General features: G+C 53.2%; 19 protein-coding genes. 12 read left to right on the forward strand and 7 right to left on the reverse strand.

The features are described from left to right. Positions 1-20 precede the first annotated feature (20 nt). Positions 21-935: a LysR family transcriptional regulator gene (locus JYB63_RS02570; protein ID WP_205656241.1), complete on the reverse strand. Its 915-nt coding sequence runs from the start codon at positions 933-935 to the stop codon at positions 21-23. A 184-nt stretch (positions 936-1119) separates the two neighbouring features. Here JYB63_RS02570 and aspA point away from each other — a divergent pair, with 184 nt between their 5' ends. Both aspA and JYB63_RS02580 read left to right on the forward strand, forming a co-directional pair. Then, complete coding sequence (aspA, locus tag JYB63_RS02575) at positions 1120-2964, forward strand: aspartate ammonia-lyase (protein WP_205656242.1); 1845 nt, start codon at positions 1120-1122, stop codon at positions 2962-2964. A 14-nt stretch (positions 2965-2978) separates the two neighbouring features. Further along, positions 2979-4463, forward strand: a complete 1485-nt coding sequence (locus JYB63_RS02580; protein WP_205656243.1) for an aldehyde dehydrogenase — start codon at positions 2979-2981, stop codon at positions 4461-4463. 102 nt (positions 4464-4565) lie between these two features. On the opposite strand, the gene JYB63_RS02585 is transcribed toward JYB63_RS02580, so the two are convergent. Then, positions 4566-5528, reverse strand: a complete 963-nt coding sequence (locus JYB63_RS02585; RefSeq protein ID WP_205656244.1) for a DMT family transporter — start codon at positions 5526-5528, stop codon at positions 4566-4568. 186 nt (positions 5529-5714) lie between these two features. Here JYB63_RS02585 and JYB63_RS02590 point away from each other — a divergent pair, with 186 nt between their 5' ends. Together JYB63_RS02590 and hisD are read left to right on the forward strand one after the other, a co-directional pair. Further along, complete coding sequence (locus JYB63_RS02590; protein WP_205656245.1) at positions 5715-6677, forward strand: LysR substrate-binding domain-containing protein; 963 nt, start codon at positions 5715-5717, stop codon at positions 6675-6677. Beyond that, positions 6674-8017, forward strand: coding sequence for a histidinol dehydrogenase (gene hisD / locus JYB63_RS02595; RefSeq protein ID WP_205656246.1), 1344 nt, complete (start codon positions 6674-6676; stop codon positions 8015-8017). Before JYB63_RS02590 ends, hisD begins: the two co-directional genes overlap by 4 nt. 1 nt (position 8018) lies before the next feature. Here the strand turns inward: hisD and JYB63_RS02600 are convergent, their stop codons facing one another. Beyond that, complete coding sequence (locus tag JYB63_RS02600; protein WP_205656247.1) at positions 8019-8912, reverse strand: LysR family transcriptional regulator; 894 nt, start codon at positions 8910-8912, stop codon at positions 8019-8021. Between the two features lie 138 nt (positions 8913-9050). On the opposite strand from JYB63_RS02600, the gene JYB63_RS02605 reads away from it, so the two are divergent. After that, a complete protein-coding gene (locus tag JYB63_RS02605; protein ID WP_205656248.1) occupies positions 9051-9605 on the forward strand; it encodes an NADPH-dependent FMN reductase in 555 nt (184 codons plus the stop codon). Positions 9606-9646: 41 nt separating this feature from the next. Here JYB63_RS02605 and JYB63_RS02610 read toward each other — a convergent pair whose 3' ends face one another. Then, entirely contained in the window at positions 9647-10702 is a 1056-nt protein-coding gene (locus JYB63_RS02610; RefSeq protein WP_205656249.1) for an MBL fold metallo-hydrolase, read from the reverse strand. 157 nt (positions 10703-10859) lie between these two features. On the opposite strand from JYB63_RS02610, the gene JYB63_RS02615 reads away from it, so the two are divergent. From JYB63_RS02615 to JYB63_RS02625, 3 genes are all read left to right on the forward strand, one after another. After that, positions 10860-11465, forward strand: coding sequence for a TetR/AcrR family transcriptional regulator (locus JYB63_RS02615; RefSeq protein WP_205656250.1), 606 nt, complete (start codon positions 10860-10862; stop codon positions 11463-11465). Between the two features lie 102 nt (positions 11466-11567). Continuing rightward, positions 11568-12236: a class I SAM-dependent methyltransferase gene (locus JYB63_RS02620; protein WP_205656251.1), complete on the forward strand. Its 669-nt coding sequence runs from the start codon at positions 11568-11570 to the stop codon at positions 12234-12236. Between the two features lie 168 nt (positions 12237-12404). Then, positions 12405-13487, forward strand: a complete 1083-nt coding sequence (locus JYB63_RS02625) for a mandelate racemase/muconate lactonizing enzyme family protein (protein ID WP_205656252.1) — start codon at positions 12405-12407, stop codon at positions 13485-13487. A gap of 234 nt (positions 13488-13721) precedes the next feature. On the opposite strand, the gene JYB63_RS02630 is transcribed toward JYB63_RS02625, so the two are convergent. Further along, positions 13722-15113: an aminotransferase gene (locus JYB63_RS02630; protein ID WP_205656253.1), complete on the reverse strand. Its 1392-nt coding sequence runs from the start codon at positions 15111-15113 to the stop codon at positions 13722-13724. A 301-nt stretch (positions 15114-15414) separates the two neighbouring features. Between JYB63_RS02630 and JYB63_RS02635 the strand changes: the two genes are divergently transcribed. Next, complete coding sequence (locus JYB63_RS02635; protein ID WP_205656254.1) at positions 15415-15810, forward strand: DUF1761 domain-containing protein; 396 nt, start codon at positions 15415-15417, stop codon at positions 15808-15810. A 35-nt stretch (positions 15811-15845) separates the two neighbouring features. Here the strand turns inward: JYB63_RS02635 and JYB63_RS02640 are convergent, their stop codons facing one another. Beyond that, positions 15846-16622, reverse strand: a complete 777-nt coding sequence (locus JYB63_RS02640; RefSeq protein WP_205656255.1) for a substrate-binding periplasmic protein — start codon at positions 16620-16622, stop codon at positions 15846-15848. 22 nt (positions 16623-16644) lie between these two features. Beyond that, positions 16645-17406, reverse strand: coding sequence for a dimethylarginine dimethylaminohydrolase family protein (locus tag JYB63_RS02645; protein ID WP_205656256.1), 762 nt, complete (start codon positions 17404-17406; stop codon positions 16645-16647). A 276-nt stretch (positions 17407-17682) separates the two neighbouring features. Between JYB63_RS02645 and JYB63_RS02650 the strand changes: the two genes are divergently transcribed. Genes JYB63_RS02650 through JYB63_RS02660 form a run of 3 tightly spaced genes read left to right on the forward strand, consistent with a single transcriptional unit; the run spans position 17683 to position 20111 of the window. Further along, entirely contained in the window at positions 17683-18558 is an 876-nt protein-coding gene (locus JYB63_RS02650; protein ID WP_336510840.1) for a DMT family transporter, read from the forward strand. A gap of 21 nt (positions 18559-18579) precedes the next feature. Next, positions 18580-18855 carry a TMEM165/GDT1 family protein gene (locus JYB63_RS02655; RefSeq protein WP_205656257.1) on the forward strand — a complete coding sequence of 92 codons (276 nt, stop codon included), beginning with the start codon at positions 18580-18582 and terminating at the stop codon, positions 18853-18855. A gap of 44 nt (positions 18856-18899) precedes the next feature. Beyond that, entirely contained in the window at positions 18900-20111 is a 1212-nt protein-coding gene (locus tag JYB63_RS02660; RefSeq protein ID WP_205656258.1) for an MFS transporter, read from the forward strand. Position 20112 lies beyond the last annotated feature (1 nt).

The raw sequence follows: 20112 nt of genomic DNA on the forward strand, positions 1-20112 counted from the left end.
CTGATTGATTATAATCGGTTTCAAGGGTTCTCTGGCAGGCTGAAATTATCGGCCTGGGCGATAAGTATCTCCCGTAACAGCTGGATCTGAACCGCCATTGGCCGTTTAACCTGGGACACAATGCCGATATTTACTTCAGAGCCGGCAGCCTGCAAAGGTTCCATTCGTAATGACTCATGAAGCTGTACCGGTAATCGCATCCGGGGGACCACACTGATGCCCAGATCGCTCTGAACCATATTCATCAGGGTGCCGATATGGCTGGCGGTAAACTTTATACGCAGATCGATGCCGTCCCGGGTACAGAGCTTACTGACCAGCTGGCCCGGGTCACTTTCCCGGGTGAGGCCAATAAAGTCATATTGTGCTAACGCCTGAAGGTTGATTTCTTCAAGGGTTTCCAGGGGATGGCCCGCTGGAAAGAGGACATAGAGCTGATCGGTTTGTACCGGTACGTAAAGGAAGTCCGGATGGTCCTGCCAGTAGGATGTAATGCCCAGATGTGCAGCTCCGGATGTCAGATGTTCGATGACCCGGCTGTCGGTATCGTCGAGAATAGAAATGCTGGTATGGGGGAAGCGTTCCTCAAAACTGGTCATTACCGGTGCCAGCATGGCGGCAGCCACGCCTTCTGAACAGGTGATGACGATTCGGTAGTTATCCTCCTGACACAGTTGCTGCATATGCGCCAGGGTGTGATCCAGATCCTGCAGCAGACGCTCGGCATTACTGAGAATTTTCAGCCCGGCTTCAGTCATGTTCACCCGGCGGGAACTGCGCTCAAACAACACCGCACCGAGCTTTTCTTCCAGTTGCTGCAATTTATAGGAAAGTGCCGGCTGGGAGAGGTTCAGCTGCTCAGCAGCCCGGGTAAAGCTCAGGGTATTTGCCAGAGCAATGTATGCGCGGATTTCCTGAATAGTAATATTGGTCATAACGGTGTCCGGTAGTTCTGGCAGGGTATTGCAGGCAAAGTACCCCGAGCCGGGGAAGATGGCAATTCTTAAATCAGAATTTCTGATACAGCGACAAGCTATATAATATTTTACAAATCCAGCGGGTATTTTTAGTCTGAATCGACGGGGTTATCCGTTTAATCAAACTAATCGTTGCTGAAAAATGAATGCCAATAATAAGAAGCTGATCAAATCTGTTCTGTGTGGTGATGCTCTTGAAGCGTCCGAATTCTCTGAGTTAACTAAATTTTCAACCCTTCAGTCATTCGCAGCAGGAGAGGCGTTTACCCTTGCTGACAGTGATGAACTGGCGATTCTTCTCAGCGGTGATGCTGAGGTTACCCAGCAGGGGCTTACTGTTCAGTTGTCCGCCCAGGTGAACCTTAATAGCCTCAATCCGACGGATGACTCCGTTCAGGGTTGTACGATTTCGGCGGCTGTGGTGCTGCGTTTACAGCGGGACGCTTTAAGCAAGTGGCTTGATCACTCGCCGCAAACGGCTGCGGTGGCGGTGCGATTACTGCGGCTGGATCGCCAGCGCAGCGCCGTTCTGGCTGACGCCCGCGATACCCAGGCTGAGCAGGCGACACAGACCCGGTTGGAAAAAGACTTGCTGGGTGAGCGTCAGGTGCCTTCGGACGCTCTCTACGGTGTACAGACCCTGCGTGCCGCTGAAAACTTTGCCATTACCGGCATTAAGCTGATGCACTTCCCTAAGCTGGTTACCGCACTGGCAATGGTTAAGAAAGCGGCGGCCCGGGCCAATAACAAGCTCGGCTTACTGGATAATGATGTTGCTGCGGCGATCAGCAGTGCCTGTGATGAAATCATTGCCGGCCAGTGGCATGAACACTTTGTGGTTGATGTGATTCAGGGCGGGGCCGGTACCTCAACCAACATGAATGCCAATGAGGTGATTGCCAACCGTGGTCTGGAGATCATGGGCCACAAGCGGGGTGAGTATCAGTACCTGCATCCGAATAATCACGTCAATCTTTCTCAGTCTACCAATGATGCATATCCGACGGCCATCCGGCTGGGCATTCTGTTAAGCCATCAGGAATATGTGTCAGCGTTGGCGAACCTGTCCTATCAGCTGAAACAGAAAGCGGTTGAGTTTTCTGACGTGGTAAAGATGGGACGTACCCAGTTACAGGACGCGGTGCCCATCACCCTCGGTCAGGAGTTCGATGCCTGGTTCTCAACCGTGAAGGAAGACATTGAGGAAGCTAAGGATGTGGTGGAGTTCTTCCGGGAAATCAACATGGGTGCCACCGCCATCGGCACCGGTATTAACTCAGATCCTGAGTACTCCAGCCTGGTGATTGAAGAGCTTTCACAAATTTCCGGTAAGGAACTGGTACGGGCCCGGAACCTCATTGAAGCAACGTCGGATATGGGCGCATTTGTCACCTTCTCCAGTGTGCTGAAACGCAATGCCGTTAAGCTATCTAAAATGTGTAATGACCTGCGTTTGTTATCCAGCGGGCCACGGGCCGGTTTGCAGGAAATTAATTTGCCACCGATGCAGCCGGGTAGCTCCATTATGCCGGGCAAGGTAAACCCGGTGATTCCGGAGATGGTGAATCAGGTGGCGTTTCAGGTAATCGGTAACGATATTACGGTCACCATGGCCGCAGAAGCAGGGCAGTTGCAGCTGAACGTTATGGAGCCGGTCATTGCGTTTAATGTGCTGCAGTCTTTGCGGTTGCAGGTGCGGGCGATCAATACCCTGGCAGAAAAATGTATTCAGGGGATCACCGCCAACGAACAGCATTGTCTGGATGTGGTGAATAACAGCATTGGCATCATCACCGCGCTGAATCCGTTTATCGGTTATGAGAACGCCACCCGGCTGGCGAAGACCGCCATTGAGAACAACCGCAGTGTACGTGAACTGGTTCTGCAGGAAGGACTGCTTTCAATTGAAGAACTTGACGACGTGCTCAGCGTAGAAAACATGACTGCACCGCGCCGTATGCGCAAAGCTGCAGCGAGTGCACTTTAAGGGGTATAAAAATAATGAGCGTACAGAATAAAGATTACTGGCTGAGCCTGAAGGCTTCTATCACCTTACAGGATAAAGCTTTCATCGACGGCCAGTTTGTGGCGGCCAGCGATGGCGGCACCTATGAAGCCATTAACCCGGCCACCGGCGAAGTGCTGGTAAATGCCGCCGCCTGTACTGGTCAGGACGTGGACGCAGCAGTTGCTGCTGCACGCCGCACCTTCGACAGCGGCATCTGGGCCGATCAGGCACCGGCAGCCCGTAAGGCAGTGCTGAAGCGTCTGGCGGCCCTGATCATGGAAAACCATGAAGAAATGGCCCTGCTGGAAAGCCTGAATGTAGGCAAGCCGGTACAGGATGCCATGAATATTGATATTCCGGGGTCTGCCGGCTGTTTTGAATGGTACGCCGAAGCAATCGATAAACTGTACGGTGAAGTGGCACCGACCGACGGTAACAATGTTGCCACCATTACCCGCGAGCCAATCGGTGTGGTTGCGGCGGTAGTGCCGTGGAACTTCCCGCTGGATATTGCTGCCTGGAAACTGGCCCCGGCCCTGATCGCCGGTAACTCCGTGGTTCTTAAACCTGCGGAACAGTCGACTCTGACCGCGCTGCGTCTGGCTGAGCTGGCAAAAGAAGCCGGTATTCCAGACGGTGTACTGAACGTGGTTACCGGCCATGGTCACGTGGTGGGTAAGGCGCTGGGTCTGCATATGGATGTGGACTGTCTGGCCTTCACCGGTTCGACCGCGGTGGGCAAGTTGTTCATGGGCTATTCTGCCGAATCCAACCTGAAGCCGGTATGGCCGGAAACCGGTGGCAAAAGCCCGAACCTGATCTTTGCGGACTGTGATCTTGATGCAGCGGTTGAACACGCTGCCATGGGCATTTTCTTCAACCAGGGCGAAGTGTGCTCGGCTAACTCCCGTATTCTCATTGAAGCCAGCGTGAAAGACGCATTCGTTGAGAAGTTCGTGGCGAAAGCGGTTTCGATGAAGGTAGGAGACCCGCTGGATGCCGATACTCAGGTGGGTGCCCTGATTGATCAGCAGCATGCCTGCAACGTTCGTGAATTCATTAAACAGGCGCAGTCTGAAGGTGCACAAATGCTCACCGGCGGCGTTGGCGACGAGAATACTGCGGTGGTTGCCCCAACCATTTTTGACGGTGTCAGCGAAGACATGCAGATCGCCCGTGATGAAGTATTCGGCCCGGTTGCCGCGCTGATGACCTTCGACAGTGAAGAAGAGGCGATCCGTATTGCCAATGATTCCCTGTATGGGTTGGCGGCGTCTTTGTGGACCACCAACCTGAACCGTGCACACCGTGTGGCTAAGAAACTGCGGGCCGGTACCGTTTCGGTAAATACAATGGATGCGCTGGATTTCAGTACGCCGTTTGGCGGTTACAAGCAGTCCGGTTTCGGACGGGATCTGTCGCTGCATGCGCTGGACAAGTTTACTCAGCTGAAAACCACCTGGATCAAGCTGGGTTGAAACCTGTAAAGGGAGACGCGCAACGCCGGGGTTTACTCCGGCGTTTTTATATCAGCTGAGGCACGTTTTATTAGTTGTTTAATGACTGGCGTCAACCGGCTATCAGGAACAGGTAGGCTGTTGCTGACGGGCCGGGCGAATCCGTGGTAACAGGTTATTGGCTAACAGGGCGCTGACCACCAGCAGCATGCCGTAAAGCTCCATCGGGTCGATTACCTTGCCCTGCAGGAAAGCAATGATGAAGGCGGATACCGGGATCATATTCATGAACAGCAGGGCGTTAATTGCGCCCACCCGGGCAACACCGCTGGCCCAGCATGAAACCGCCAGCACACCGGCCGCCAGTATCAGGTAGCTGATTTCAAAGCTGACCATGCGGACATCGCTGAGTGTCGGTAAATAGGCAGCACCGCGCCAGCCGGCAATCAGGTTAACTGCCACGATGGTGATTAGCCCGGCACAGCAGGACATGGCGGTATAGCGGCTGGCATTCCAGCCCGGAACCTGGGTAATCCCCATGGAAAATATGACCCAGCAGGTCACGCCGAGGATGATCATCAGATCACCCTTGATGGCGCTGAGCTGCAGCAGGTTATCGATGTTGCCCCGGGAAATGACCAGTACGACGCCGGCAATGGCAACCAGTGCGCAGATAAGGGTAGCGGGATCAGGGCGCTTTCCTTTGGTGACCCAGGTGATCAGGGCGCTGATCAGGGGCATGAGTGAGGCGATGACTGCTCCATGCTCGGCGGGCGCGTATTCCAGGCCGTGAAATAACAGGACTGAGAATCCGCAGAATCCGCAGGAACCGTACAGCCAGACTTTGACGAAGTGGCCGTCGAAACCGAATCCGCTGCGGCCCTGTTTAAGCCACAGCAGCAGGCAAAAAAACAGCGCGCCGAAGCCGTAACGGACCGTTGTAAGGGTGTAGGCGTCCAGATGCTGAAGCGCGGTTTGTGAAACCCCGTACATGCCGCCCCAGGCGACAGCGGCGATGAGCAGGTTGGTGCTGCCCAGCAGTGAACCGGAGGCATCAGCGGGGGAAGTATATGCCTGTGAAGTCATAGAGAAACAACCTTAATGGGACTGGCTGGAAAAGGAATAGAGGGATTGTAGGGCGTGCTTGCGGGGCAGATAAGCACACAGCCTGAAACAAGATCAACGAAAAATTTGAAGATGTCGTTGCGGTACACCTGTAGGCGACATTTCTGAACAGTTTGGCCTGTTTTCCGGTGAATGAAGGCCTGTGACATGGGAGTAAAACAGATGGTGGTTTCGGTTAAACCTGAGTACCTCCGGGTGCTGATCGCGGTGGAGAACAACGGCAGTTTGTCTGCCGCGGCGTCAGAGCTGGGGGTAACGGTCTCCAGCGTCAGTTATGCGGTTCGTCAGCTGGAAGAACAGCTGGGGCAGGCATTGTTAAACCGTGACAGTTACCGGGTCTGCCTGACACCGGCGGGAGTGACCGCCAGAGATTATGCGGAGCAGATTCTTAACTTACATCAGAGTCTGGAAGCCCATGTGCGGCAGGTGGGTGAAGGCTGGGAACCGGAACTGAGAATTGCCTTCACCAACATGATGTGCGGCGAGGTGCTTTACCAGTGGCTCAGTGAGTTTTATCAGCTGAACAGCCGCACCCGCATTAGAGTAGTCCGGGAGGTCTATCAGGGCACCTGGGATGCCCTGTACGACCAGCGCGTGGATCTGGTGATCGGTGCCGTGGGGCAGCCACCCCATGAAGTGGACATTGAATATCTGCCGGCAGGACGACAATCACTGATGCTGGTGATGGCACCGGATCATGCACTGGCAACCGATAACCGGCCGCTGACCATCGGTGAGCTGAGTTGCCACCGGCTGGTGGATGCCGGTGACAGCAGCCGCCTGATCCGGCCGGGTAAGGGCCAGCAGCAATTGTGCGAAGACGTACTGATCGTGCCGGATCTGTTTGCTCAGCGTGAGGCCATTTTAAGTGGTATTGGCGTGGGCTTTATGCCGGAGCATCTCATTGGTGATCTGCTGGCCAGCGGCGGTCTGGTCAGCCGTGAAGTCATTAATTATGACTGCAGCAGTGAGCTGTTCGTGGCGTGGCGTAAGTCATCCCGCGGGCAGGCACTCAACTGGTTCCGGGAGCGGCTGCAGGCCGGAGAAATGCGGACAAGTTTTTTAAAACCGATTTTAAAGAAGCGTCAGGAAAAGGGTGAGGAAGTATGACTGACAAACGAACAATCAGCGTCTGGGAGCTGAATACGCTCAGCGGACAGGAAAGAGAACAGCTGTTACAACGCACGGAATCAGACATGTCGGAGTACCTGCAACAGGTCAGCCCGATCATTGAAGATGTCCGGCAGCGGGGCGACGTGGCGCTGGCAGAATATGGCCGCCGTTTTGATGGTGCAGATATCAGTGAAGCGGATTTGCAGGTCACCCCTGAAGAGTTTCAGGCGGCGGCTGCACAGGTTGACGGGGACACCCGGGAAGCCATTGAGTACGCAGCAGATAATATTCGCCGTTATCATGAAGCGCAGAAACCCGGTGAAATGACCATGCAGGAAGTCCGCCGGGGCAGCTTCGTGGGAGAGCGGTTTCTGCCGATTCCTTCGGTGGCCTGCTATGTGCCGCGGGGTAAGGGTTCATTCCCTTCAGTGCTGCTGATGAATGCTATTCCGGCAGTGGTTGCCGGTGTGAAGCGGGTCATTGTACTGACACCACCCGGTGTAGACGGCAGTGTAGATGCAGCGACACTGGTGGCAACACAGCTGATTGCTGAAACCCTCAGCTGCAGCATTGATGTATTCAAATGCGGTGGTGCCCAGGCGGTCGCAGCGGTTGCTTATGGAACGGCTACGGTACCTCGCTGTAGCAAAATTGTTGGCCCGGGCTCGCCCTGGATGGTGGCTGCCAAGCAGTTGCTAAGCAGCCGTATTGATCCGGGTATTCCGGCGGGGCCGTCTGAGTCCATTGTGTTTGCGGATGATACGGTAGATGGCGGTCTGGCAGCGCTTGATCTGCTGATCGAGGCGGAACACGGCCCGGATTCTTCTGCGTTTCTGGTGACCACATCAAAACAGGTGGCTGAACAGGCCATTGCCGCGATGCCGGATCACTGGGAGGCTATGTCTGAACTGCGGGTAGATTATTCCGCCACGGTTATCTGCGGGCCGATGGGTGGCATTGTGATAGCCGAAGATCGCCAGCAGGCGTTTGACTTCATCAATGATTATGCGCCGGAGCATTTACAGATTCTCAGCACCGATGCCTGGCAGTATCTGGGGGACATCGAAAACGCCGGTGAAGTTCTGTTAGGTCAGCACTCACCGAGTACACTGGGTAATTTTGTGCTGGGCTGTAATGCGGTGCTACCGACTTCCGGCAAGGCTGCTACGGTTTCGCCACTGTCGGTGATGGACTTTATGAAGTTCATGTCCGTGGCCTATGTAACTGAATCCGGTTATCCGGAAATGGCAAAACAGGCAGAGCGGCTGGCTACCTATGAAGGCTTTGATGGCCATGCCCGGGCGGTATCGGCAGCGCGTAAGCCTTATTTACGCTGAGTTACCAGTTGTCCGCCAGCTTGCTGATGTAGAAGTCCATCCATAAACGGGCCTTGTGCGTCAGCCCACGCTGGCTGGGGTAGAGGATATACAGGTTGATTTCCGGGGTGTGCCAGTCCGGCAGGACCCGGCACAGCTGACCGGATGCAACCTGTTCATGAACCAGATAAGCCGGCAGACAGGCGATACCGGCGCCGCCGGCAACCACGGTTGTCAGGGTGGTCATATCGTTAATCTTCATGCTTGGGGTGACATTCAGCGTGTGAGCTTCCCCCCGATTGTTCTGCAGCCGCCAGTTAAGTACGTTACTGGCATCGGACATGACCAGTATCCGGTGTTCGTGAAGGGCTTCGGGATCCGCAGGTGTGCCATGTTTTTTTAGGTAGTCAGGGGCTGCAAACAGGCCGGCGCTGCCACCGCCTAATTTACGGCTGATCAGGTTTGAGTCTTCCAGTTTACCGACCCGGACCACCAGGTCGAATCCTTCGCTGACCACATCCACCCGGCGGTTACTCAGATCAAGATCAATATTCACCAGTGGATACAACTCAGCAAATTCACTCAGGTGCGGCGCGATCAGTTTTTGCCCGGTAGTAACCGAGGCGCTGATCCGCAGCTGGCCCCTGGGTGTCTCACTCAGTTGCTGTACCGCATGTTCGGCGTTTTCAACCGCTTCGTTAATCTGCTTGCAGTGCTGATAGTAAATACGCCCGGCCTCAGTGAGATGAACCGCCCGGGTGGTACGTTCCAGAAGCCGGGCACCGAGGGATGCCTCCAGCATGGCCATTCGGCGGCTGACTTTGGACTTTGGTAAGTTCAGCGCTCTGGCGGCTGGAGAGATTCCCTGTAACTCCGCTACCTTGGCGAATATCAGCATGTCGTTAATATCAGGCATGGTTAATCACTACAGTCGTTCTATTTTCAGAACAGTATTTTGCAGTTGTGCTTACTAGTCAAATAAATTGGAACGGTTAAGATGTTCATATCGCTTCAGTAACGAAATACTGATAACCGGACAGGCAGGAGAACAGGCATGAAAGTATTAGCATTTGCAGCATCCAACAGTAAACAATCCATTAACAAACAACTGGTAGGCTATACCACTGGTTTAATCAGCGGTGCTGAGATTGAAATTCTGGATCTGAATGACTACGAAATGCCGTTGTTCAGTGTGGACCGTGAAGCAGAGCTGGGCCAGCCGGAACAGGCGCAGGCTTTCTTCCGTAAAATCGGTGAAGCGGACGCGCTGGTGATTGCTTATGCAGAGCATAACGGTTCTTACACTGCCGCCTGGAAAAACCTGTTTGACTGGACTTCCCGGATTGATCAGAAAGTATTCCAGAACAAGCCGATGCTGTTGCTGGCCACATCACCGGGCCCCGGCGGCGCACGCAATGTGCTGACCCAGGCGAAAACCTCAGCACCGTATTTCGCCGGTGAGGTGGTGGCGGATGTTTCAGTGGCCAGTTTCTATGATGCTTTTGATATGCAAAGCGGGCAGATGACTTCAGAAGAGGCTGCTGCTGAAATTAAAAGTGCCGTTGCAGCGCTGGCTGAACAGGCGGTGGCAGTGGCAGTTACGGCATAAAGTACAAAAGCCTCTTACCGGACCGGTAAGAGGCTGTTTTCTCAGTTCCGCGCCAGTTCGCGCCACCAGTAAGCATTATCTGCCATTTCTCCTAAATCCAGCCGCTGGCCGATCTCCGGTGTAACCAGTTTTACTCCGGCAGCGTCTGCCAGTTCACTGATCCGTTCAAAGGGTTCATACCACGGGTGCAGGGCCAGATCGAAGGTGCCGTTATGCACCGGCAACAGGGCCGTTCCTTTCACATCCAGATGGGCCTGCAGGGTTTCTTCCGGCGTCATATGGACCTGTGACCAGTCTTTGTCGTAGGCTCCGTTTTCAATGAGTGTCAGATCAAACGGACCAAGTTTTTCACCGATCTCTTTAAAGCCTTCAAAGTAGCCGGTATCACCGCTGTAAAAGATATTCTGGTCCGGGGTTTTAATGGCCCATGACGCCCACAGGGTTTGATTACCGCCGGTGATGCCCCGGCCGGAAAAGTGCTGTCCGGGGGCCGCGGTGAGTTTTAGTTTGCCAATATTAACGTGCTGCCACCAGTCCAGTTCGTGAATCTGTTGCGGCTCGACACCCCAGTCCAGCATTAACTGACCCACACCCAGCGGAGTTACAAAGTGCTCAGCCATGTGACTGAGTTGTTCGATGGTCGCCTGATCCAGGTGATCGTAGTGGTCATGGGAAATAATCACGCCTTTAATGTCCGGTAACTGATCATATTCCACCGGGACAGGGTGGAAGCGTTTCGGCCCCATCCACTGAACAGGAGAAGCGCGTTCTGAGAATACCGGGTCGATCAGCCAGAATTCACCTTCAGTGGCTAATAGCATGCTCGAATGACCCAGGCGGTAAAGCGCGGTACCGGTTTGGTTATCGGCCTGCAGCTGAGCTTTTGTCAGGGGCGTCAGGGGGATGTCAGCCGAGGGCAGGGCGTCAACCCGCTTTTCAGTCATGTAACGCCATGCAATTCGGGCCAGGGTGCCTGAATCATTCATGACAAAGTCTTTTTGATTGTGGAATTTACCATCAACAAACTGTGCCGAAGCCGAGTAGTCCGGGCTTTCAGGTTTGTTGCTGAAGATGCTGCAGCTGAATAATGATGCCATCAGAGTGCCTCCCAGAAGGACTTTGCCGAATGATTTAAGACGCATAGTTATATTTCAATAAGTAAACTGTACGGTGCAGTTTACTTGTTTTTATGTAAAAGTAAACTCGTTAGTGTATATTTGCTCCGTAAGCGGATTTTACGATGGAGCAACGGGTATGACACGGCAGACTCTCAGCCAGCGAAAGCGGGCAGCAATTGTTGAAGCAGCAGTGCTGGAACTGAGTGACAAAGGCTTTCAGGCAATGAGTATGGATGCCCTGGCTGCAAGGGCAGAAGTATCAAAACGGACGGTGTATAACCATTTCGCCAGTAAAGAACTGTTGTTTCAGGAAATTGCCAAACTGATTTTTGAGCAAAGCAGTGAAGTGACGGCGATACAGTATCAGCCAGATGTGGCAATTGACGGGCAGCTCACGGCCTATGGCCGTAATGAAATTGAATTGCTTAAATCCCGGCGTTTCCGGGATCTGTGCCGGGTAATGATTGCCGAGTGCATCCATTCACCGCAGCTGGCAGCCGAGGCCATGGTTAAGTTTGCCGAACAGGAACAGACGCTGGATCAGTGGATCAGCGCAGCCATTGCAGACGGTAAGCTGCAGTCTGTTGATGCCAATTATGCGGCTAACCAGTTTCACGGGCTGATTAAGGCGCAGGCATTCTGGCCGCAACTATTAATGGGCCAGCCATTTCCTGATGATGAAACCTGCGAACAGATAATCAGCGATGCTGTTGTCATGTTTACCGGCCGTTACGGGGTGTGAAACAGGCACCGTATGATCTGCCTGACTGGCTCTGTCAGGCGCTGAGCAGATGCGTTTCAATTGGCCTTCTTTTTATAAATTCAGTCATGCCGGAGTTTACCTATGTCTCAGCTGTTTGATGCCATGCCAGACCCTTATGAACAGTGGTTTTTGACTCCGCTGGGAGCCGTCATTAAACAGCTGGAGCTGGATCTGATCATGCAGCTGGTGCAGCCGCAGCCCGGTGAACATATTCTGGATGCCGGTTGTGGCAGCGGCATTTTCACTGAACCTTTGGTGACTGCCGGCGCCAGTATTACCGGCATTGATGTCTCCCGGCCAATGCTTGAGTGGGCTGAAAAACGCTTACCGGAACAGCAATTTCTGGCAGCGGATATATGCGACCTGCCATTTGCTGATGGCCACTTTGATAAAACTGTGTCCATTACGGCGCTGGAGTTTATTGAAGATGCGCAACGGGCCATGGATGAGATGTGGCGGGTAACCAAGCCCGGCGGACTGATGGTGGTTGCTACCCTGAATGGAAAAAGCCCCTGGGCGGCACGGCGCAAGGCGAAGGCCGCGGCGGATAAAGATTCGCTGTTTAATCATGCCTGGTTCCGCACGCCGCAAGAACTGGCTGAGCTGATGTCTGTATCCGGTGAAATTCACACTGCCATTCATTTTGAAAAAGATGCCGATCCTGATACCGCGGTGCAGGTTGAGGCGCAGGCGCTGGCCAACGGCGAAGACAGCGGTGCTTTTTTAATCGGCTGCTGGCGCAAGCCTTAATTCTGCCTGATCGGTTGCTGGCGCAAGCCGTAACCCTGCTCAGGGGGATTCTTTTACGCTGCTGTTATCTATAAACCCTTTGGTGCCTATCGAAAATCTGCTTTGCAGATTCACCGGCTATCTGCTGTTATTGCTGTAACCCATTGTTAATTATGAACAGGTTGCAGTATGAAGGTTACCGGCTATCAAATCATCCAGGTTTCAGTCCCACTCAGTAAACCGCTGATAACAGCAATCCACCGTACGGAGGCTGTCGGCTGTGTTTTGCTCTCCATTGAAACCGATGCGGGCCTGTGTGGTGAAGGGTATGTATTTGCCCTGAACCAGCAGCGGCTGGCTGCGTTTACCTCTATGATCGACAGCCTGATGCCTCTGATTGTCGGCCAGAACCCTCTGTATATTGAAAAGCACTGGCAAGCCATGTGGCAGGATGTGAATCCGGCAGGCCTGAAAGGTGTCACGGTGTCGGCAATGTCCGCCATTGATACGGCCCTCTGGGACATTGTGGGCAAGCGGGCAGGGCTGCCACTGTATCAGTTGTTCGGTGCATCCCGTGATGAAGTTAAAACCTACGCCAGCAGCGGCCTGTGGCTGAGCCAGTCCATTGATGAGCTGATTGCCGAGGCCCATGAATTTGTGGCGCAGGGCTTTCGAGCTGTTAAGTTACGGCTGGGCAAGGACGATATCAGAGAAGATGTTGCCCGGGTAAAGGCATTACGTGAGGCTCTGGGGGAGTCTGTAGAGATTCTTACCGATGCCAATCAGTCGCTGACGCCCCGCAAGGCGATCAGTCTGGCCCGGCAGATTGCCGACTACGATATTACCTGGCTGGAAGAGCCGGTCGCGGCGAATGACTTCGCCGGTCATCGCCGGGTGCTGGAGGCGATCGATATCCCTCTTGCCAGCGGCGAAACCGAATACACCAGTTTTGGCATGAAGGATATGCTGGAACAACGCACGGTGGACGTGCTGATGCCGGATTTACAGCGTATCGGCGGGCTGAGCGAAATGCGTAAATCTGCAGCCATTGCTGCCAGTTACCATGTGCCAATCTCCACGCATATCTTTACGGAGCAGAGTCTGAGCATTGCCGGTTCTGCTGCTAACTGTATTTCCGTTGAGCATGTGGACTGGTTTGCGCCGCTGTTTAACGAGAAGATCGCCGTGAAAGACGGCTGTATTCCTATGCCACAGTCGCCGGGGCTGGGCTTCACCTTTGACTGGGATACGGTTAAACAGTTACAGCTGTAAGCGTAAAAAAGGAGAGCCGCAGCTCTCCGAAAACCACAGTAGTATTAAAGGTCCTGGGAGAAAGCCTTGTTACTGTGACGACGGACGGACAAACTCCGGCAAGCTCTCATTGCGGATTATCCATACGTGAGAAAAGGTGGGATAAGCGGTTTCCGCCAGGGAAACCGCCTGAGACAAAGTGACCGGGAACGGTCACCCATGTCTTTTTAGGGCAGGAAGCCTTTACTGAAAACCTTACAGGAAGCCTTCGTTTTGCAGGTCAGCCATGGTTGCTTCGATGGATTCACGCAGGGTAGCAACCAGGAAGTCGACGTTTTCCTTGCTCAGGGTCAGTGGCGGAGACAGTACGTTCATGTGCGCCAGCGGACGTACGATCAGGCCGCGTTTCTGACAGTGATCAGCAATACGGTTACCCACTTTAGCATCCGGGTTGATCAGTTCCTTGGTCTCTTTATTCGCAACGTTTTCGATACACATCATGAACTTACGGCCACGAACGTCACCGACGATCGGCAGGTCGATCAGGGTTTTCACCTGTTCTTCGAAGTAGGCGCCCATGTCTTTTACATGACCACACAGGTTTTCACGCTCCATGATTTCGATGTTCTTAACACCGGCAGCACAGCTGACAGGGTGACCTGAGTAGGTGAAGCCGTGGGTGAAGATTGCACCGTCTGCCTGTGGCTTGCTGATCACTTCATACATTTCTTCTGAAATGATGGTAGCACCCAGTGGCAGGTAACCGGAAGTCAGGCCTTTGGCACAGGTGATGATGTCCGGCACGATGCCGAATTCATCTTCAGAGGCGAACATGTGGCCAAGACGGCCGAATGCAGTTACCACTTCGTCGGATACGTACAGAACACCGTACTTGCGGCACACTGCCAGGGTTTTCTGGTGGTAGCCTTCAGGCGGTACGATTACGCCGCCGGCACCCAGAATTGGCTCAGCAAAGAAGGCTGCAACGTTATCAGGGCCCAGTTCCAGAATCTTGTCTTCCAGTTCCTGAACTTTTTCGTCGCAGAATGCTTCCAGAGACTGGTCTTCCGGACGGCGATACGGGTTAGGGCAGGAGATGTGGTGTACCAGTTGCTCGTCGATATCAAAGCCGATGTGGTCGAACTTAACACCGGTAATGGACATCGCCATGTAGGTGCTGCCGTGGTAACCGTCGATGCGGGAAATGATTTTCTTCTTGGTCTTCTTACCCAGCTGGTTGAAGTAGAAGTGGATCATCCGCACTGCGGTGTCGTTAGCAACAGAACCGCCGCAACCGTAGAAAACGTGGTTCAGGTTGCCCGGTGCCAGTTCAGCCAGTTTTGCCGCCAGCTGGGCAGCCGGTACGGTGGTGTGGTGACCGAAGCAGGAGTAATAAGGAATCTGACGAACCTGTTCTGCAATTGCCTGGGCCATTTCCTCACGGGCATAGCCGATGTTTACGCACCACAGACCACCGATGCCATCCAGGTATGAATTGCCGTCGCCGTCTTTTACGTGGACGTTGTCACTGTCAGCCAGCACCATAGAACCGGTTTCTTTGAAGGTAGAGAAGTCTGTCCAGGGATGAATGTAGTGGTCTTTATCCTGTTGCCACACGGTGTTCATATCGATGTTGTTATCGGACATTTTCAGGAACGCTCCTTAATTTTAATTGTATTTGTGCAGCCACAGATCGCTGGCGGTATACAAGTTTCACCCTTAGAAAACCGCTGAACCGTACATGGCTGAAGTGTCGAATCACTGATTAGATGATTACAAGGTATGCGCTAACTGAGCATAGGTAAAATACTAAAAATTGTACGCCTGCATCAGAAAAATTAATTCAGCCTGTGTTTGCATCCGTTTTGATGATTAACAGGCCGCTGGCTACACTGAAAAAAGACGGTGTTAAGGCCGATGTGAAGGGTGAAGAGTGAAGGAGTGATGGATGATGGAATTCAACTGGCTTGGTGTGTTTGTGGCAACGCTGCTGAGTTTTGGACTGGGGGCGCTCTGGTATTCCCCCTTGCTGTTCATGCAGCGCTGGTGCCGTGAGTCCGGGGTAGATCCCGGAAAAGATATGGCCAGTCCGGTGAAAGTCTATGTAACCACGTTTCTGTTAACCCTGATGTCTGCATTTACCCTGGCGTTTCTGCTAGGGCCATACCCGGAGGTGGGGAATGCACTGATGGTGGCAGTGATGATCGGTGTCGGGCTGACGGCCGCTTCCATGGGCATAAACTATCAGTTTGCCGGTAAAAGTCAGGTTTACTGGTTTATCGATGCGGGCTTTCATGTGTGCCGTTTTGCTGTGATAGCCCTGACGCTGGCACTTTGGCCTTAAATTCTGATCTTAGTGTCTGGACTCCATTTCCGGATTCAGCCTCTCTGTAGCAGGTGATTCAGATATGTGCGGCGAATTTCCGCAATCCGTCCGTTAAGGTGCATGTCCTGCAGGACTTTATTCAGTTTCGGTATCAGGGCTTTATGCCGGGAATGGACATAGTGATACAGGTTGAGATTCAGCAGGGGCGTGGCAAGGGGGGTTATATCTGTGACTTCCATTTCACGGATAATCTGCAGGCCGTTCGCCTTACCTACCAGTGCGATATCAATTCTTGATTTTTCCAGCATATTAAATAGCTGACGGTTACTGTCCACCCGCTGAGTGGTTTCACTCAGAGGCAGATGGACGTTGAACCGCACACCACGGCGGACACCCAGACGGTAGTTTTTCAGTGATTCCAGGTTCATTTCGCTGTCGCCATCGGTTCGGCAAAAAGCGACTACCTCCACCCGGTTAACAGGGGTGGGAACCTGTAACAGGTGGGGGTAGTCTTCAGTTATGCCGGCGATACGGTAAAGCTCGCCGTCATACTGACCATAACCTGCCATCATCAGAGACCGGCTGGCAGGCAGATAATCCGCATCCACTTCGATACCGAGTTTTCTGTAGGCTTCCCTGATGACCTGAAAGCTGATCTGGGAGTTAACAGAGTTTTTAATCGTGGCAAAGGTCAGATGCTTTACATCTGCACTGGCCGTCCCTGCCACTGAAGACAGTGCAAGTAGCAGGGTTGTTATTACACCGGTGATGCGATGACGCCATTTATCCGCAATCCAGCTGATATGTTTGACAGTGTCTGTCCGCTGCATATTGTCGCCTGTATTGAGTGTGTCAGAAACGCAGGGACAGGCAGCTGATACCGCCGTCAATTTTTTCAAATTCACTGATATCAATGGTTTTAACCGGGTAGCCCTGTGCTTCCACCATCTTGCGGGCCCGGGGATAGCCTTCCGGCATCAGCACGGTGCCGTTAATCAGCAGGCAGTTAGCTGCGGCGGCTTCCTCGCTGGGTAAATGAATCTGATGAAATGCAGTGAACTCCGGTTTATCGGTGAACTCACCGCTGACCAGCATATCGCCGTTATCCAGATAGCCCATACCGGTTTTCAGATGCAGCACCGTATTCAGCCTGACCACTGATCCGGTCATGCCATAGCGGGACAGTATATTGATTAGCTGTTCGGCACCGGCACGGTTAGTACGGGTGGACAGGCCGATATAGTAATGTTCGCCGGCCAGCAGAATATCGCCGGCATCCAGCATGCCCGGGGCATCAATAATTTCGACGGATTCATAGTATTCCTGAATCACCGGCGCCATGGCGATCACTTCTTCGGTGCGGCTGGGTGCACCCGGGCGGGTAAGAATTGCGCACTGGGGCGTCAGAAGGGCCACATCTTCAACGAAGGTGGAGTCAGGAAAGTTTTCGTCGGCGGGCAGCTCTATAACATCCAGACCGCAGTCCCGCAGGGCATCTGTGTAGGCGGCATGTTGTGACAGGGCAGCCTGATAGTCCGGCGGCCCCATATCAGACGTGGTCAGGGCGTTAATTATGGCGTTACAGGGTTTGCGCACAATGGCTTGTGTAATCATTGGCTTTTCTTCCTTGATGAGCCCGGGCAGCTGAATCTGGTATTACGGGTAAAAATATCGGATCACGATATGCATTCAGTTGCCTCAGGACGCAATTTAACAGGTATTGTATTACTGCTGACTGTAACTGTAGCAACGATTTTACGGATCACATGGATGAGATTGGCAATATGGGTACATGTGTTGTTATATGTGCCGGATATTTTGGCTGGTGCTGTTCGTCCTGAGCTGATTAAATAGCGCATTTTCAGTTGTTTACTGCATGGGAAAATAACGGTGCTCAGAATTATTCTACTTACCAGCATAGCCATGCTGGCTTTCGCCGGTAATTCGGTATTGTCCCGTCTGGCACTGGCTTCGGGCAGCATTGATGCCGCCAGTTTCAGCAGTATTCGTCTGGTTTCCGGCATTGTGATGCTGGCAATTCTGTTGCCACTGGTGGCAAAGGTGAAAGCTGGCGAGAAAGGCCACTTGCAACAGATGTTCCGCGGCAGTTATAAAGCAGCGGCTTATCTGTTTATTTATGTGATTGGCTTTTCCTATGCGTACCTGATCCTGGATACCGGTGTTGGCGCCCTGATTTTGTTTGGGTCTGTCCAGCTGACAATGATTCTGATCAGCCTGTTTACCGGGGCCAGGTTCCGCCAGCTGGAATGGATTGGTCTTCTGTTGGCCATCGTGGGATTTGTATATCTGGTCTGGCCGAGCCTGACAGAGCCTTCGCTGGTGGGGTTTGTGCTGATGACTGTCGCAGGCATTGCTTGGGGCCTTTATACCCTCAAAGGCCGGGGGGCCGATCAGCCGGTGCGGGATACGGCGTATAACTTCATTAAAACACTGCCTATGGTGGCGGTTCTGACCTTACTGACACTGGCTGATGCCCGTTTCGATCTACAGGGTGTGTTGCTTGCGATGGCATCCGGCGCACTGGCTTCAGGGCTGGGTTATGCCATCTGGTATATGGCGCTGCCGGGGCTACAAAACGTGCAGGCAGCGGTGGTGCAACTGACGGTTCCGGTGATTGCTGCAGCCGGCGGTGTGGTGTTTGCAGGGGAGCTGATTGATCAGCGCCTGATTGTGGCTTCCTTATTGGTCTTAGGAGGCGTATTGTGCGTGTTTTTAAGCAGGCATCAGGCTGCCAAAACTGCCTGATTGATAAGTGAGACGGTAAGCGTGGATTACAAGGTATTTCTGACAATATTTGGTGTGGTGTTTATGGCAGAACTGGGCGATAAGACCCAGCTGGCCACGATGTTATTTGCCGCAGACGGTGAAACCAGCAAAATGACTGTGTTTCTGGCAGCTTCACTGGCACTGATTGTTGCCTCTGCGATTGGTGTACTGGCGGGTAGCTTGCTGTCTGCGTATATCAATCCTAAAACCCTTTCTTATATTGCCGGTGTGGGCTTTATCGCCATCGGTGCTCTGACGTTGTATCAGGCAGGCTAACCCGGAAGTTATTAACCTTCAGGCACAGAATCAGAGGAGGCAGTGTGAATTTTCCGGTTGTTTTCTTTGGTTTTGTGCTGACCCTGTCATCCAGTTTCGGACAGACCCATTTTATCTCCCTGTTTAACGAATCCTGGCGGGCCGAATTCGGTCTGAGCCATGGTGAAATCGGTGCACTGTATTCAGCTGCAACCTTATGCAGTGCCGCCTGTCTGATCTATCTGGGTAAGCTGATCGACAGTATAGATCTGCGGCTATACACCTGTGTTGTTATGCTGGGGCTGGGTGGAGCTGCCTGGTTAATGACCGGTGCGGATTCCCTGTTACTGCTGGGTATAAGCTTCTTTTTATTGCGGCTGACCGGGCAGGGGTTGTCAGGCCATGTGGGGCTGACCACTGTCAGTCGGTATGCTGAGCAGCGCCGGGGCATGTCCCTGAGTATTTGCGGGCTGGGCTTCTCTGTGGGGGAGTCAGTCATGCCTGCCGCCATTGCACTGCTGCTGGGCTGGCTCAGCTGGCGGCAGGTCTGGCAGGGAGTTGCGCTTGTGGAAGTGCTGGTGGCTCTGCTACTGGCCATGTGGCTGTTACAGCGGTTTTATCCGGTTAAAGAATCTGGCCAAACAGGTGCAAAAGGCGAGACAGCAGACAGCGGCTGGCGACGGGGGCAGGTACTGCGCGACAGCGGTTTCTGGTTAATGGCCCCGGCGATGTTTGCACCATCAATGTTTATTACGGCATTCTTTTTTCATCAGCAGAGTCTGGCAGACTTTAAAGGCATTGAATTTCCGTTCTGGGCAGCCACAATTGTGGGATATTCAGTGAGCAGTTTTGCGTTGTCGCTGGCCGGTGGTGCTGCGGTAGACCGCTGGGGTGCTAAGCGAATAGTCAGTTTAATGCTGTTACCTTTGCTCGCCAGCTGCTGGATGGTGGGTACTGATCTGCCCTGGGTATCCTTACTGTTCTTTGGCCTGATGGGCGCGACTCAGGGGTTGTACGTACCGGCCAGTGGCGTGCTTTGGGTTGAGTTATATGGCACCCGGCATATCGGTGCAATACGGGCACTTATTCATGCCTGTATGGTCTTTTCCAGCGCGCTGGGTCCGGTGAGTTTTGGCTTGCTGCTGGATGCCGGTGTTGGCTGGTCCGGTTTACTCTGGATTAGCATGATATGGATTGTAATAGCCTCGCTGATGCTACTGGCGGGCCTGAAAAAGGCTGGCATGACTGCAGTGAAAGCATCGCCGGCACAGATTTGAA

The organism is Aliamphritea spongicola (assembly GCF_017051665.1).
Taxonomy (GTDB): Bacteria; Pseudomonadota; Gammaproteobacteria; order Pseudomonadales; family Balneatricaceae; genus Amphritea; species Amphritea spongicola.